Origin of the sequence: Psychromonas marina (assembly GCF_030161115.1) — a bacterium.
GTDB lineage: Bacteria > Pseudomonadota > Gammaproteobacteria > Enterobacterales > Psychromonadaceae > Psychromonas > Psychromonas marina.
Map to the genome: position 1 here is coordinate 81,241 of NZ_BSPQ01000001.1, position 16,015 is coordinate 97,255.

13 protein-coding genes are annotated in these 16,015 nt (G+C 37.4%); 5 read left to right on the forward strand and 8 right to left on the reverse strand.

The window, feature by feature from the left end:
- Positions 1-257 precede the first annotated feature (257 nt).
- From QQK09_RS00455 to QQK09_RS00475, 5 genes are all read left to right on the forward strand, one after another.
- Positions 258-782 (forward strand): hypothetical protein, encoded by a 525-nt coding sequence (locus QQK09_RS00455; RefSeq protein WP_284202141.1) that lies wholly within the window; start codon positions 258-260, stop codon positions 780-782.
- Entirely contained in the window at positions 775-2,349 is a 1,575-nt protein-coding gene (locus tag QQK09_RS00460; protein WP_284202142.1) for a hypothetical protein, read from the forward strand. Before QQK09_RS00455 ends, QQK09_RS00460 begins: the two co-directional genes overlap by 8 nt.
- A complete protein-coding gene (locus QQK09_RS00465) occupies positions 2,342-5,272 on the forward strand; it encodes a site-specific integrase (protein ID WP_284202143.1) in 2,931 nt (976 codons plus the stop codon). Before QQK09_RS00460 ends, QQK09_RS00465 begins: the two co-directional genes overlap by 8 nt.
- Positions 5,273-5,283: 11 nt before the next feature.
- Entirely contained in the window at positions 5,284-6,534 is a 1,251-nt protein-coding gene (locus QQK09_RS00470; RefSeq protein WP_284202144.1) for a hypothetical protein, read from the forward strand.
- Positions 6,535-6,865: 331 nt separating this feature from the next.
- Positions 6,866-8,032, forward strand: coding sequence for an Arm DNA-binding domain-containing protein (locus tag QQK09_RS00475; protein ID WP_284202145.1), 1,167 nt, complete (start codon positions 6,866-6,868; stop codon positions 8,030-8,032).
- Between the two features lie 198 nt (positions 8,033-8,230).
- Here the strand turns inward: QQK09_RS00475 and QQK09_RS00480 are convergent, their stop codons facing one another.
- The 8 genes from QQK09_RS00480 to QQK09_RS00515 all read right to left on the reverse strand — a co-directional run bounded on the left by QQK09_RS00480 (position 8,231) and on the right by QQK09_RS00515 (position 15,838).
- A complete protein-coding gene (locus QQK09_RS00480; protein ID WP_284202146.1) occupies positions 8,231-9,397 on the reverse strand; it encodes a nucleotide sugar dehydrogenase in 1,167 nt (388 codons plus the stop codon).
- A gap of 165 nt (positions 9,398-9,562) precedes the next feature.
- A complete protein-coding gene (gene pssE, locus QQK09_RS00485; RefSeq protein ID WP_284202147.1) occupies positions 9,563-10,021 on the reverse strand; it encodes a PssE/Cps14G family polysaccharide biosynthesis glycosyltransferase in 459 nt (152 codons plus the stop codon).
- Entirely contained in the window at positions 10,018-10,500 is a 483-nt protein-coding gene (pssD, locus tag QQK09_RS00490) for a PssD/Cps14F family polysaccharide biosynthesis glycosyltransferase (RefSeq protein ID WP_284202148.1), read from the reverse strand. Before pssD ends, pssE begins: the two co-directional genes overlap by 4 nt.
- Entirely contained in the window at positions 10,487-11,539 is a 1,053-nt protein-coding gene (locus tag QQK09_RS00495; RefSeq protein WP_284202149.1) for a glycosyltransferase family 4 protein, read from the reverse strand. Before QQK09_RS00495 ends, pssD begins: the two co-directional genes overlap by 14 nt.
- Before the next feature lie 33 nt (positions 11,540-11,572).
- Entirely contained in the window at positions 11,573-12,802 is a 1,230-nt protein-coding gene (locus tag QQK09_RS00500; protein WP_284202150.1) for an O-antigen ligase family protein, read from the reverse strand.
- The gene (locus QQK09_RS00505; protein WP_284202151.1) at positions 12,799-13,932 is read right to left on the reverse strand and encodes a glycosyltransferase family 4 protein; all 1,134 of its coding nucleotides are present in this window, start codon (positions 13,930-13,932) and stop codon (positions 12,799-12,801) included. Before QQK09_RS00505 ends, QQK09_RS00500 begins: the two co-directional genes overlap by 4 nt.
- 35 nt (positions 13,933-13,967) lie before the next feature.
- Complete coding sequence (locus tag QQK09_RS00510; protein WP_284202152.1) at positions 13,968-14,501, reverse strand: acyltransferase; 534 nt, start codon at positions 14,499-14,501, stop codon at positions 13,968-13,970.
- A gap of 80 nt (positions 14,502-14,581) precedes the next feature.
- Entirely contained in the window at positions 14,582-15,838 is a 1,257-nt protein-coding gene (locus QQK09_RS00515; RefSeq protein WP_284202153.1) for a lipopolysaccharide biosynthesis protein, read from the reverse strand.
- Between the last annotated feature and the right edge of the window lie 177 nt (positions 15,839-16,015).

Genomic DNA, 16,015 nt, shown 5'->3' on the forward strand with positions numbered 1-16,015 from the left:
CCCTATAAAGAAGGAGTAAATCGTCACAGCTAAAATCTGCATCCGTTAAGCTCCTACTGACTGGCTAAAACAACAATATCCTTTTAAAAAAAAGAAACCGTTGCGATGAAATACAGCCTCCCAAATGACCTTAGCCATTTTGGAAAATCATTTCATCTTGATAGCCTAATAGTAAATGGTTGAAATGCGGAATATTAACAACCTCGCTGACACACTTAATTAAATATACAAACACAATAAGCAGAAGGAATGATCTAATGGGAATAAGAGTAAAAAGTAGAGCACTGAGTAAACTTAATCTTCGCTATCACCCTGGCGTTGATCAAATAACCAATCAAGATAACTTAGCCTTGGATAGCGTTGTTGATATTCACACATTATCGCTTCATATGGCTCAAACCTTACTGAGCTTATCCCCTTTGATTGTCTGTCAATCAGCTGAAGATAAAAGCACCGATTGGCAGCTCAATCTCAATCCAATAGTTGCCATTTTAAAACAACACCCTGACGCACATAAGCTGAACGCCACACTACATTACGTCCCAAAAAACAAGCTAACTGAGGTAATGATAGCTACGTTACTGCTCGCGCCTGCGTTTAATTATCGTCAACAAAAGGGTGTACTCACTCATTTATTTCACCGTAGTGAGCAAGCTAAAAACATACTCACCAAGTGCCCATCAAAAAAAATATTAGCTGAATTTGCTGGCATTAACTCTTCAGCGATCAGAAAAGAGAAACGAGCTAATGAGACTAAAGGAGTGAGTATTCAACATGGGTAAGCTCACAGCAATACAGGCAAGAAATAGGGGTAAAAATGCGGGCGGTGTGATGCCAAATACTCATCAAACGGCAGCCTCATTAGCGGTTGCCTTTAAAAAGTTCACTAAATCAAGCATGCTATCAAACGATGACAGTCACCGCGCATTATTGTTGTTTCTCTATCTCTGGTTAACGGATCAACTCGATAACATCACCAGCCTGAAAGATATTCCAGATCTGCTACGCGCGAGCACGGCAGATAAATGTGAAGCACACTGCTTGCGTAACTTTAAGGATGGTAATATTTCTTGGACTGAGTACGCACAGCCCTACCACACTCAGCAAGGCACTCTTTACCTTTGGCAGCCACTACCGACAGCACTGCAAGTTTTATTTCAGCCACTTGTCTCTTCTTTAAGTTACCAAACACCCATGCTCAATCAGCAAGAAAAGAAACACTTTTATGACGAATTACAAAAATGCAGGAATACACCGCTGTTACTCCGCCGTTGTCACCGCAATAAACGCGATGTGTTCTACCGCTACTTTTCCTACTGTATTCAGGTAGATGCAGGGTTATCTTCGCTCGCTAAAATGGTCTTACTGGGCCCTGAACGACTGCATCATAGAAATGCGACCGCCTATCAAGTTGAGGAAACAGACCGATTGCGCAAAAAAATATTTTTAGCACAAAATCGTTACTTAGAAAGGATCATCATCGCGATTAAACAGCTTGACCTTAGTGAACACTTTACTGCGCGCCTACTTGGGCAACCTAAAAACCTCTCAGAGCCGACAATTAACATTGCAAATTACCTTAAAAAAAACGGCATCATCACGGTTTACCAACTTAAGACCCAAAACGGCAGTAAACAGTATGAAGCGATCCCGTCAATACAAATCGGCAGTCAACGTAGCCTTGCTGAGCATGACGTGGTGGTCTTTTTTAACGCGCTACACGATAAAGTAGAAGCGCACAATCTTGCAAAAAACATGACACTTGAGCAACATCGTCTTTACTACAACTGGCGAACGATTCAGCTGGCTTTTCTGTTTATTACCTTAACGGGCGTACGACCGACACATGCGATCACGATTGAACGTCGTCGCTGTTTTGCTGGCGAGAAAGTGTGTGTGTTTGATAAAGGGCAATGGCGCCCTGTCATACTATGTAGCTACCTTAAAACGCAAATCACTGAGTACGTAAAGCTACAAAAAATGCTCACCATGCAGTTCCCACACCACCAACCAAATCAAGCAATGTGGCACTTGATTGACGAGCAAGGTGAACAACAGCTGCTGACTGCCCGCATTTTACGTACAAAGATGCATTCGTTATGGCCGGGTGTTGTGCCTTATCAGTTACGTCACTTTTTTGCCCAATGCGCGCTAACGAGCCTACCGCCTCACCACCTTGCTACGCAGCAAATTGATCGACTAATGGGGCATAGTAATTTAGGTGAACACCTCGGCAGTGATAACCAATTCCCTCTCTCGCTTATGCCATTACACCATTATTTGGAGCACCTTGTTAAGCGATTAGGCTTGCTGACATTGCGCAGGCAGGGAGTGGTTGTCGATGAATAATATTTTGAAGTTAGCGCCCAATACGGTACTGACCTACCTTGAATACAGTCATAATAACAGTGAAACGTTATTACCTTATCAACAACACGCCCTCACCCCAGAAGATTTTCACTGGGTACTCGCACGATGGCCAGATAAAAGCGTGCTGCTGCGTACATTAACCTATGAACATTACCTACAACTCAACCAAGCGATCAATCAAGTGCCCACGGGCAAACGAAAGCACTACCGGCAAGCACTGAACGCCATCTTCATGTACCTCTATGATATTGCCCAGTGGCAACTGCCCAAGCGTACTGAAAAGCTGTTTGTTGATCGTGACTTAGTTTGGTTTACCCGCTTGAGTGAACAAGCTGCACTCGCCTATGACCTTTGGCAAGGCTATCAGGAAGCGCAAGATAACGTCCTGAAAAATCAGGCTCCCCCCTGCGCTGCACAGGCGGCATTGACGATTGCACTCGAGGTTGCACCACTGTCACTCAACCACCTTACTGCGATCTTAAATAATCCAGCCTGTCTTGAGCGTACAGGCCAGCAAACACAACTCAAGGTGTTTCATTACCAGCCACCATCAACCACCTATCAAGAAACAGAGGCTACTTTTACGCGCTATCATTTAACACTACACAGTTATTGCTTTTTAGATAAATATTACCAAACAAAACCGCCATCACTCACGCGGCGTCAGCTACTCAATCAATTGAACGAGCACATATCAACAGCGCCTTATCACTTAGGGGCATGTAGCGCACCTCAATGGCATACTTTATTTCAATCGCTGTGGCATCATCGCGATAACGTACCGCCAACCTTGCTCAAGGATATCTCACAGCCCGAGCGCCATGTGGATTTTGATGTGACGCCCCCATCGCCAAAACAGCAAAAGAAACTGCTTGCAGCACTCTATCAGCAGGATTGGTTAACGGATAAAAAACGCAATGCTATCGCGGTGAGCAGTAAGCCTCGTTGGCCACAACGCCAATTAATCAAGCAACGGTTTGATAAGGGCAATACCTCCAGTTGTGTTATTCCCGATTTAAAGCCTGATAATGTGCTTGAACATTACCTCTTCCTCTATTGTCGAGAGCTGATTTTATACGGTGGTGTACAACGAGAGTCACTCTCTAAAGCAACCATTACAAAATACTGTAATATTGAGGTGTGCTTTAATGATGAGCCACTCTCCTATGAAGTAGCTATCGACCAAGAACAACTGCAGCAATGGGCTAAACGGGTCTATGAGAAGCAAGAAAGTGACACGCACAAGGGATTAGTGCATTACTTTTTTCGTTTTCTGACCACACAAGCCCTCACTGACCACCTTGATATCGATGCGTTTGAAAGTCCTAGTCTCGCCCCGACGGTCGATCCTTTTCGTATTCCTTTAACAGCCTTGCACGAAATAGTAGATGCCTTATTGACCCATTCAGAGGGCACATTACTGCAGCGGTTATATTGTGCGGTGAGTGCGATTATTGCTTACTTTGCGATGTTGCGTCGCGGGGAAGCCTTAAGACTGCGCATCAAAGATATTATCCCTTTATCTGACAAATCAACTGCTTTTCGCATAACTGTTATGAAGACAATAGAGGGCGACACAAAAAACCACAAAGCACGTACTCTTGATGTTGTATTACCAGAATCAATGGCAATATTAATACATATTGCTATTCAGCTTAAGAAAGGGTGTCACTCTCATGTGCCGTTAATTGGTTTTGATAAAGAGACAATGAGTTCGCGCCAGCTTAATTATCTGTTACCCGTCACCAGAGCGATAAAAGTGAACTGTGGTCAAAAAGCCCGCTATCACCACCTGCGAAAAAGTGGCATTCACTTATCTAAGCAGCAAATGCTACAACTCGCCTATCTGCACCCAACACATGACTTAGGTGCATACGCTGACTTAAAACCGATGCTATCACCAGAGATAGTTAGAAAAAAGTTTAACTACTGGCTTGAGGGGCGTGATGACAGAGAAATTAACGACAACCTTTTGTTTGATCAATTCACGCGTCAAGTTGGACACCAACATTATGCCACAACACGCTGGTCATACTTGCATGGCACGCAGTGGCTTTTTCCCTACCTGCGGCCCCAACAAGCAAGCTCTGCACAACAAACTTTTTCACATGCACAGTTACGGTTTTTATTTGGCTTATCATCGGATTCTAACGATTTATCACGTCAACTTGCTTTGTTGAGTGAGCACTACAGCAACTTATCTATCAGCGATAAGCAAAAACACCCATTACAGCTTAGCGAACACGCATTACGTGCTTATTTATGGCCCACTAAAACTAATCATAACTCAGAGTCAGTCGCTGAAAAGGCGAATGAAAACCCTAAATATTATTATCAACAATGGGGACAATCAGCGACTAAACAGCACGCGAGCTTTATTGACCAACTCTTTCTTAATATGCGCATGAAAAATTATTTTAATTTTAATGTATTAAGTCAGGTTTGGGCGGGCGCAGGTAAACATAGCCCTCGCTCGCTCAGCAAAACACAGCGCACTGCTCTCTCTGGGCTTGGCACCATTACGTTGCTATCGGGAAAGAGAGAGGTTACAGCGCCTAACGACAGGGACAACAAAGGTAGCCTAATAGCATCAGACCAGCCTCCCCGTTCTTCGCTACAAATACAGGTTGCAAGTAACGCCCGTAATGCCGGTTATTTTGAAGCGGTCTTTCGTCAACCAGAATGGCAATGGTTAGCCTGCTCTTTTGCATTAACCGTGAACCGTAAAACAAAAGTAGCGCGATTACTGAACTTAGTGAATACAAGTTATGCCAAGGGCAAAGAGAAGGTTACCGTCATTAAACAACCCGAGGGAGCAAGCCATCTCAGTATTACGCTTACGCCAAAATTTCCAGTACCGGAGCTTGTACTTCAACAAGCTTTACAAACGTTAACATCATAGGAGAACAACCAATGCATGAAATACTCATTATTGATGATCAATATCGCGATAAAATGGCTAAAATCAGTAACAAACTTGATAAAAGAGGATCAGATTGTTGCGTCAGCTTTATTATTGACCCAAAGAAAAACACTTTGCAGTTAATTGGCGGCCATGCACCTCAATACCTACACTTTACTCTCCCTTTAGCGAAAAACCATCAATTAAAGAAAAGACGCTTTACCGTTGATGGTGAATATTTCAGTCAGATCCCTACCTATGCAGGCAAAGGAAATTCGATGCTCCTAAAGCTCATCGATGCTCAAGATTCGCCTAATTTGATGGGGATATCCACCGATAAAAATGAGTTTTTAAGCTGTGAATTAGCACCTTTTTGCAAGGCACATAAGGCGTTTATTCAAGAATCAGTAGAATATGTGTATGAAGATGTTAGAGCGCTTGAGGTATCAAGGTTGCTGCATGAAGTGACCCCACATGCTCCCGTTCAGTTTGTTGCTTTTGATAAAGAGAATAAAGAGATGCGCGTGCAAAGCGATAACAATCTGGAGCTGCATGACATTCCCAGTGATGTTCCAATACCTACTTCAATGGTGTTGACGCAAGCAGCGGCAGATGATCTTAAAACACTATGTGATGATATGGGCGACAATCATATTCAAATCGCTCAACACGGTGAAAACATCACCTTTAAGACCGATAATATCACTATAACGCATTCACTAACTGGTGTTGATGAATTTTATAAAAACGAGCCTAAAGCTTATAAGCTGCTAGGTTATATGGTCATGGATATTAATCATTTAAAGAAGCGTGTGGGGCATTTCCATTATAAATATAGCAAAATCAAACAAGCAAACCAAAGCCACCTGTTGATAGAGCCAACACAGTTGTATTTTATCAACTTTGTTAAACCTTATGAATTTGAAATACCTATCGCTACAGATGCAATTTCATTTACTGAAACACAACTATACATGCTGCACCTAAGAGATATTATTCCAATTAAAATTAAAGATGTAACGACTTCGGATAAAATAAAAATCGCCATACTTAAAGAAATTGGGCAAGAAAGTGAATATAAACTTGGTTTTTATAAAGACATAACGCACAAGTATCCCTATGCGAGTATTGCGATTGACCCTGCACCCGATGATATGAGCCAGGCACAAGCCGTAATAAAAAATGCTAAAGATAGTGAGGGAGGAGGATCGCACAGAGAGGGTGATGGGCCGGATGATGATTTGTTTGGATTTCATGTGTAGCTTTGATGTGCGACCAGGCTGTGAACATCTCAACTGAACGGGCAATAACAAAAAGAAGGTTATAGTGAAATAAACATAATCTTCATTTTGAAAAAATGAGACAGAAACAACTGGACAAATAAACAGGTTGAATTATAGTGACTAAGTGTACAAATTTTCATCGTTATTATTAACGGATGTTTCTTTGTACCTACTAAATTGCAGTTGAGACGAAGTGGCGGCAACCACTTCGCCTCGTACCGGCTGCCACAGAGTTTAAACCGAACCCAGCCGATGGCGTCATTATACGTGATCCATCGGATAGGGATAGATCTATTTGATGGAGAGTACTATGGCGCATATCCGCATCCGCCCGAACGGGCGTATTCAATTCGATTTACATCTTTATGGTCAACGTTTTCGTGAAGGCACGAAAATGACGGCTACCCCTAAAAACCTAAATCATGCGAAAGCACAGCTTAAAAAGATGAATGCTGAGATTGATTTAGGCACCTTTCAATACCGTGACTATTTTCCAGATAGTAAAAAAATAGGTAAGTTTGAATCGCTACAACGCGCGAAACACCCTGACCGTTGTTATCCTTTTTTTGATAGTTTTGCTGATGAATGGTTTGACCGCCAAAAATCAAAATGGAAAAACAGTTATAAAAATACGGTACGCCTGAACATTGAAGGTTATTTAAAACCTATCTTTGGTAATACGTTGATTAATGAAGTGACCTTGGCACAAGTTGAATATTACCGCCAAGATTTGATGGAGCTGTTGAAAAGTGACGGTAGCCGCAAACTATCTAACCGTCGCATTAACAATATTTTTTGGCCGTTGATAGCCATGATAAGTTTAGCGAGTGATGAGTATAAGTTTGACTATCCACTGCGCCGTTACAAAGCATTGAAAGAAGAGAGTGCGGATTCACATCCGATGACGATAGAGGAAGTTGAGCGTTTTTTAGCGGCCGTACCAAGTGAATGGCATGATTATTTTGTATTACGCTTTTGGACTGGTATGCGTAGCTGTGAAGTGCACGGGCTTTATGTTGAACATCTCGATTTTGACCACCGCTTAATTCGTATCAGGCAGAATTATGTGAATGGTGAAATCTGCGATGTAAAAACACCTAAATCAAGACGTGATTTAAAAATGTGTGACACACTCTTTGACGTATTGAGCCGCGTGTTAAAAAGTAAAACTGATGACTCCCCTTTTGTATTTACAACACCGAAGGGGAAGGGAATTGATACGCAGTATATCAGCAAAAAAATCTGGTATCCCACACTTAAAAAAGCAGGGTTAAGACGCCGACGCCCCTATGAAACTCGTCATACAGCAGCGGTATTACATATCGCTGCCCATGAAAACCCATTGTATATTTCGCAAATGTTAGGTCACAGTGATACGCGTTTGTTATTTGATGTCTATGCGCCTTATGTAGCGAATGCGTCAAGACGAGATGGCAGTGCATTTTCGAAGATGATGATGGAAGCAAGTGCGCAGTAGGAGATAAAGCAGAGGGAAATAGATAATGAAAATTACGTTGTGTCTGCATGTTATTTTTGCAGACACAATATTTTAAAACGAATCGCCTATATTGGTTATTTTAATTTTATAGGTTGGTCGTTGTGCTAACAGTCGATGGTTTAAATTGGATAAAACACAGGATAAGTCAGCACCAACTCACACCATTTTTATAGGGAATTAATCCGAACCAAACAAGTCACGTGTATAAACCTTATCTGCTACATCATCTAACTCAACACACATGCGATTAGATACAATGACATCAGCAACAGCTTTAAAGGCTTCTAAATCTTTATGTACCTTAGAGTGGAAGAATTCATCTTCATCATAAGCAGGCTCATAAATAACCACTTCAATGCCTTTCGCTTTAATGCGTTTCATGATGCCTTGAATACTTGATGCTCTGAAATTATCAGAACCCGACTTCATGATTAAGCGATAGATACCAACTACTTTAGGGGTCTTAGCAAGAATGGAATCGGCTACAAAATCTTTACGTGTTGTATTTGCATCAACAATCGCGCCAATTAAGTTATTTGGTACATCTGCATAGTTTGCACGTAATTGCTTAGTATCTTTTGGTAAGCAATAACCACCGTAACCAAACGAAGGGTTACAGTAATGGTCGCCAATACGTGGATCTGAACCAACACCTTCGATGATTTGACGAGAGTTGAGATCATGTGTCTCTGCATAGGTATCTAACTCATTAAAGTAAGCAACACGTAGTGCAAGGTAGGTATTAGAGAACAGTTTAACCGCTTCTGCTTCTGTTGAATCAGTAAACAAAATATCGATATTTTCTTTTACTGCGCCTTGCGCTAATAAATTAGCAAAGATTGTTGCGCGCTCACTCTGCTCACCCACAATGATACGAGATGGATGTAAGTTATCGTATAATGCACGCCCTTCACGCAAAAACTCAGGTGAGAAAATAATATTCTCGCAGCCGAACTTGGCTTTAACTTCCTTAGTATAACCAACAGGCACTGTTGACTTGATAACCATCACAGCAGTTGGGTTAATCGCCATCACTTCTTTAATAACCGCTTCTACAGAATTGGTATTAAAATAATTAGTTTCAGCGTCATAATCTGTTGGTGTTGCGATCACCACGTAATCAGCATTTTTATACGCTAATTCTTTGTCTAGCGTCGCTGTAAACTTTAAGGCTTTATTAATAAGAAAGTCTTCAATCTCAACATCTGCAATGGGTGATTTTTTATCATTAAGTAACGCTACTTTTTCTTCGATGATATCAACGGCAACCACTTCATTGTGTTGCGCTAGTAACATTGCGTTTGAAAGACCTACATAGCCCGTTCCTGCAATTGCAATTTTCATGTTTTTCCATATTAAGTTTGTTAATTATATTTACGAAAAAAGAACTTTGGTAGCCCTTTATCACTTTTGATGAAGTGTTAATTTGAAATTTTTAAAAAATCTAACAGAAGTGCTATCACAAAAAGAGCAATTTAAAATCTCAAATTAATCAAGCAGCGCTGTAGTTTAATTTATAATAAAGTCAGCAATCTCATCTGCTTTAAAAAAACCCTCTTTTAAATAAGGAATATATTTAAAAGTACTGCTCTGTGAAATGTTTTCACCTAAAGCGGATAAATCATCACAAATTAAAGCATGCTGGTTATCACCCATATATTTAGCGATATCTGTTTGATGGGTATCAATACGATCAACGTTTGGGATAATGATAATTTTTTTTCTTAATTCAAGTAATCTAAAAATGCTTCCAGCGCCAGCGTGAGTAATCACTAGGTCATGCTCTCGATATGCTTCTTCAATAGTACTAAGCATTGTCACATAAGTATTACTCTTAGGTACATAGACCCCATCTGCAATTTGGAATAGCACTTCATGGTGAGAAAAGGCCTTCTGAGCAAATAGTTCATCTAAGGCCTTAATCATTGCATCAAACTTAGTCGTTCCTACTGTAACAAATACTTTCACAGAACCCCCGCATAAATAGCTTTAGGATAAATACTCAATAAAGATTTATGCTGAACATAAAAACGATCGGCTAACAAGTACATCACTCTCCCTGTAAGGGATTTTGTGGTAAAACGAGACCATGTTTCAACATGAACAACTTTTATTCCATAAACCTTAAACAAAAGTGCAGCAATAATTGCAATACCAGGGCCTGTCGATATCATTGCTTGAAAGTTATTATTTTTTATTGCAGAGCGTAAACTTTTAACTATTTTAAAAGGGCCATTATTAAATAAAATATCTGAGTGCTTATGCTTACCTCGTAACTCGCCTGTAACAATATGTCGAGCAGACCATTCAGGTTTCTTTTTCACATCTGAAATAGAAACCAAATCAAAATCCGATAAAGGCTCAATAAGCTTTGAAACTAACCTATTCATTTGAGCTGTATGCCCCCCTTCTCCAAAACAAAGTAACACACTTTTATTTGAATACATCTTTTAAAACCTTATCAACCATCTTATGGGAGTATATTGAATTAACTAATTGTTTATTATGGGTTATAGATAAATTAAGCTCATCTTCAGAGCTATCATATAATTTTTGAATGCTATGTTCTAAACTTGTTACATCCGCGACTCGACTACTATTAAAAGTAAAACCAACTTCTCTCAAATCCAGAAATGCAGGTATTTCAGATAATATAACATGTGTACCGCAAGCCATTGCCTCAATAGGAACCAAACCTAAGCTTTCACTGCTAGAGGGGTAAACTAAACAATTAATCTGATTAAACCACTCAGATAAATCTTTTTGAGATTTACCTTTTAAGAAGCTCACTTGATTAGATAAATTGAGTTCTTCAACAAGTTTTTTTAGGTTCGCTAGCTCTTCACCTTCTCCGACTATCTCTAATTTTAAAAACGGGAATTTTTTAAGTGATTGTATTAACAAGCTAACATTTTTTGACTTGACTAAGCGCCCAGCATAACCAATAACATCTTTTTTCTTCAGTATTGCAAGTTCTTTAAACACATCAATATTAACACCTCCAGACGGATAAATAACAATGTTATCAAAGGAGCCATAATGCTCTTGTAGGTATTCGGCATAGTGCTTTGAAGGAACAATGATTTTGGTGGATATTTGTAATATTTTTTTTACGACTACTTTTTTAATCGAAAAGAAAATACGATTTCGACCTTCTAGGTATTTAATATCACCACCATGAACATGGGTAACGATATTAAACTTCATTCCTAACATAGTTAATAAGATGACAGGTAATGAGCTATGTGAAGCAAAATGTAAATAAATGAAATCAAACTTCTTTCGCATTAATGTTTTGATAATTGAAAAATAAAAAGAGCAATAGCTTAATATTTTTTTTATTTTTGATGTCGTCTTATAATCTATAACATTCAATTCGACGCTATGTACATTAGCTAAACTAGAAGTAATATTTTTTACAAAAGCGCCTAAACTAGGCTCACTTTCAGATGGGTACATGTTACTGATTAGTAGTATTTTTTTCATAGATTACATTCATTATTTTTACAAAATTAGTTTTTAATCGGTGAGTTTTATTTCAGATAAACTATTTGAATACCAAAAAGGTAAGGAGAGAAGTACGCTCCAGAAAAAAGTTACCACACCATTTAAAAGAACATGCCCCGAAATAACAGAAATAATAACTAATACAATAGAAGCAACAACTGAGGAGTTACTAAGATCTTCTGCAAATTCATCGATTTGATTACCTGGAAAAGTATAATTTTTTTTCAAAAGAGAAAATAAACCAATACCGTAGATAATAGTTGGAATAAAACCAAATTGAAATAACATATCAAACCAGTCCATTTCAACAAGGGGCTTTTCGAAAACAGATAATCCACCGGAACCTAGGCCAAATAAAAGCTCCAGATATGAAGAATTCATAAAATATGGGTAAATATCTTCCAAAAATGCAACTCGTCCTGAGAGTAAGGCTCCCCAAATACCAGTATTTTCATAGACAAATATAAATCTATCAAAAAATGGAGTTGTCAATAGGAATTCATAAACTTTAATAGCAAGAATAAATATGAGAAACAACATCAGAGAAACTGCACTAATATTCTTTAACGTAACTTTAAAGGTCGAGCACAATACAAGTAATCCAACAATTAGAACCCCTAACATTCCACTTTTAGTCCCGACCATTAGTGCGATAACGAGAAAAATACTCAAAGAAACAAAAAAAATACCCCTGCTTTTTCTAAGCGCAAAATGTAGACAGAAAGAACTCAATAATATAATTATGGACGAGAGTGAATTACCAGCTTGAAAAAAACCCTTTGCTCCAAAACTTGAATATGCCGAATTACCGTAACCCATTTTTGTTGCAAGTATATTTATCAGTAAGATAATGATATTAATTGAGATAAATAATTTTATAAATTTTTTCACATCATAATTATGAAATTGTGAGAAAGTATAAAATACAATAAATAAACTGATTACTTTCAAACTATCGCCAAGATCTCTGATAGCATAAGATGTTGCATTGGTAATATTTTGAGAAACAGACCAAATAAGTGCCGATAACATCAGAACTAAAACAATCTTGTAATTACTTTGATTTGCAGAAAAACAATAAACTAGGCAAAGTAACAAAAAAAACATTTTATACATAAGAGAAATATTTGAATTGAAGTGATAACTAAATAAAATATATCCTGTAAATGCGTCAACAAACAAAAGCCCAAATGACATAAATATTAATGTATTTTCAACAACGCTTTTCTTAAGTTTCATCATTCATTTTTCTCTGTTATATCTGAATATAAATTTTCCCATGTATACCTATTTATTACATACTCCCTTGTTATTTTAGCTAAACTTTCATCTGCACAGTGTTTTTCATAAGCCAATTGAATATTTTTAGCATATACCTCTGCACTTACTTCATTGGCGTAAAAGCCATGCTCACCAAGAATATCACGAGTAGATGTATTAACTATTGTAGAATCAAATGATACAACTGGAAGCCCTGACACTGAGGCTTCTAATATCGTTTGCCCGAAAGGCTCATAAATCGATGGTAAAAGAAACACATCCGAAGAACGATACAGTTCTTCAGGCTTGCTCTGCTTCCCTAAAAAAGACACTCTATCTTCTAGATCTAACTTTTTACACAAACCTTTGAGAATTTTATCATCAGGTCCATCCCCAACAATCTGTAATTTATAATGACTTGGTAAGTATGCCATTGCTTCTATTGCGTAATTAATCCCTTTTGCAGAAACCAATCTGGAGACTGTAAGTAGGTTCACTGTATTTTGGCTTGGATTAAAAGGCTTCATTTCAAAACGAGAAAAATCAACACCGGGACTTACTTGCTGCACTGAAATATTGCTACAAACTTCTGTGACTTGATTTTTCATTGACTTACTAAACACAAAAATATTTGATGAAATTTTTAATGCTAGCTTTTGAATTAAGTGCTCAACGATAGAACTAAATTTTTTAATATCTTTTCTATTTTTTTTGTTATTTTGAAACTTAACAACCCCAGGTACAACATACCTAATATCGCGAAAACCAGCTAAAAATGCGAAGATCACATTCCAATGATAGCGCGCTATAATTATTGTATCTTTAGACTCTTTATACCCATCTCGATAAGTCTTTATTGCTGAGTGAATATACTGAAAGACCCTAATAACCTTATTACCCGAGCTTGAAGTATTATACCTTCTAACTTTAAACCCATTATTTAACTCTAAGCCTGAAGGCAAATTATCATTGCCTTCAAATATATTACTAGTAATAATAGTTATTTCATCTCCTTTAGAAGCACCTACTTTAGCCAAAGCATTCAAAGAGTTTTCAATTCCACCTGTATTTGGAAGGTACATATTACTGGTTAATATAACTTTTAAGGACATAACTAAAAACACCTATTACTTTATTTAAACTTACTTTAAAAAGATTCTGGTTCTGTATCGAGTAACTTACGATATTTATCAGTAAAAGATTCTATGGTTGATATTTTTTTAGCGGGATTTCCTGCATAGACACCAGATTGAGATATACTTTTTGTAACAACACTGCCAGCTGCAATAACACATCTATCCGCAATCTCAATACCAGGTAAAACGATACAGCCAACACCTATAAAGACATTGTTCCCAATCTTGATTGGTTTTCTGTAACTCTGTCTAGAAAACGGAAGTATTGGATGTTTATCAGTAGTTAATTCATCAATAAAAAGACTAGGTGAAGCATCATGCCCTAAAAAGGTCACGCCAGTACAAGTTGTATTATTACCAATATGGAAAGTATCCCCTTTTGATGAACGAGAAAATTTACAATCATAAACTAGAGAGTTATCACCTATAAAAACCGATCTTCTTTTAAAAAATTCTTTATTAATTTCATATAATTCTAATTTTATTTTTTCGCTTTTATTTAGACGAAAAATAATAGTGTATATAATTTTTTTTAGAAGCAACATTTTATTATTTCCAAGTCCGAGTTAATTTTAAATAAATTATTTATATTAGTGGTAATTCCGATAGCATTAAACGAACTAGATCAACTTCTCCACAACGCCCAAGGCATAGAATATAATCTTGCACTTAATGCCCATGTACCTATAAATCGCAATACATTTGCTATCAAAAAAGCTAATGCGGCGCCACTAATGCCATAAGATGGGATAAGTAGAAAAAGCAAAAGAACATTTATCAAACCAGAAAAAATTGTTACGTATGACAAATACTTGGTTTTTTTCACATAAAATATATAGTTGGTAACCATAAAATACATACCAAAAAATACTTGCCCTATTAGCAAAATTGGTAATACTTCAGCAGCTTGGTAAAATTTTTCTCCTACCATAACTTTTAATAATGGTGGAGCAATAAAAAATGCTAAAAGTGACATCACAAGTAAAAATGCAAAATATAGATAAGTTTTTTTGACGATATCTATTTTTTTATTAAAATCATTTTCTTTTAAGCGAGCAAATAGCCAAGGGGAGTACGCTTTATTTATACTATTAAAAATAATATTCAATGCAGAGCCTAAGCTAAATGCAACCATATAAACCCCTGTCATCTCCAAACCAAGCTCTTTATTTATCAACAACCTATCAACTGACAATAATAAAAAACCTCCTAAAACATGAGGGATTAAAGGAATACCAAATGACAGCGCCTCATTAATATCTTTCCTATTATATTCAAATAGAAAAAGTTTATCCTTAATTAGTGTACAATAGGAAATAAATCCTATAATTACACCAGTTAAAATCATTCCATAAATTCGCCCTTCAGCCCCCAAATGTAAGACAACAACAAACAATATGCTGAATGATATAACAACTAGTGAATTTGTTACTTGTAAAACACCATACAATTTAGCTTTACCTCTGATCTGCCATTGCCCTAACCGCAGAGTTAATAAAAAAGAGCAACAAACATTTAATATACCAAAATAAATCCAAACTGGAGGGAACCCCAAATAATTAGCTATCTGTGAATAAAAAAAAGAAAACACAAACAAAGCAAAGACTGTACTACTTAATAAAATAAATAGGCAATTACCATTAAACCTTGCTAACTGAGTATTCGTAACGTCTTTGTCAAAAAAACGCCGGTTTGCAGCACCATGTACACTTAAACCAATAATGGAAGCTAATCCAGCAGTAAACATATTAAACATTGCCACTTGACCATATTGCTCAGGAGATAGATAGCGAGTCAACACAGGCAACAATAAGAATGGAATAGTAGCACTCAATATTGAGCTAAATACGTAAATAGAGCTTGTTTTAATGAAATTACTCATATTATTGAATTTTCTTATTTTCTGAAGGTAGTAGCAAATAATGTAGTTGGGCACTAGAACCATCTTTAACTATTAATACATATTGTGTTTATATAATTAGATTATCCAATCTAGCTATACTTTTAAACATCATTAAAAACAGTTATTAGGATTCATGTGTAAGTTTCTTGAGGGGTT

Bases quoted from the DNA above. Each gene is read 5' to 3' on its own strand.
- QQK09_RS00455 (WP_284202141.1), top strand. From the start codon at position 258: ATGGGAATAAGAGTAAAAAGTAGAGCACTGAGTAAACTTAATCTTCGC.
- QQK09_RS00460 (WP_284202142.1), top strand. From the start codon at position 775: ATGGGTAAGCTCACAGCAATACAGGCAAGAAATAGGGGTAAAAATGCG.
- QQK09_RS00465 (WP_284202143.1), top strand. From the start codon at position 2,342: ATGAATAATATTTTGAAGTTAGCGCCCAATACGGTACTGACCTACCTT.
- QQK09_RS00470 (WP_284202144.1), top strand. From the start codon at position 5,284: ATGCATGAAATACTCATTATTGATGATCAATATCGCGATAAAATGGCT.
- QQK09_RS00475 (WP_284202145.1), top strand. From the start codon at position 6,866: ATGGCGCATATCCGCATCCGCCCGAACGGGCGTATTCAATTCGATTTA.
- QQK09_RS00480 (WP_284202146.1), bottom strand. From the start codon at position 9,397: ATGAAAATTGCAATTGCAGGAACGGGCTATGTAGGTCTTTCAAACGCA.
- pssD (WP_284202148.1), bottom strand. From the start codon at position 10,500: ATGTATTCAAATAAAAGTGTGTTACTTTGTTTTGGAGAAGGGGGGCAT.
- QQK09_RS00495 (WP_284202149.1), bottom strand. From the start codon at position 11,539: ATGAAAAAAATACTACTAATCAGTAACATGTACCCATCTGAAAGTGAG.
- QQK09_RS00500 (WP_284202150.1), bottom strand. From the start codon at position 12,802: ATGATGAAACTTAAGAAAAGCGTTGTTGAAAATACATTAATATTTATG.
- QQK09_RS00505 (WP_284202151.1), bottom strand. From the start codon at position 13,932: ATGTCCTTAAAAGTTATATTAACCAGTAATATGTACCTTCCAAATACA.
- QQK09_RS00510 (WP_284202152.1), bottom strand. From the start codon at position 14,501: ATGTTGCTTCTAAAAAAAATTATATACACTATTATTTTTCGTCTAAAT.
- QQK09_RS00515 (WP_284202153.1), bottom strand. From the start codon at position 15,838: ATGAGTAATTTCATTAAAACAAGCTCTATTTACGTATTTAGCTCAATA.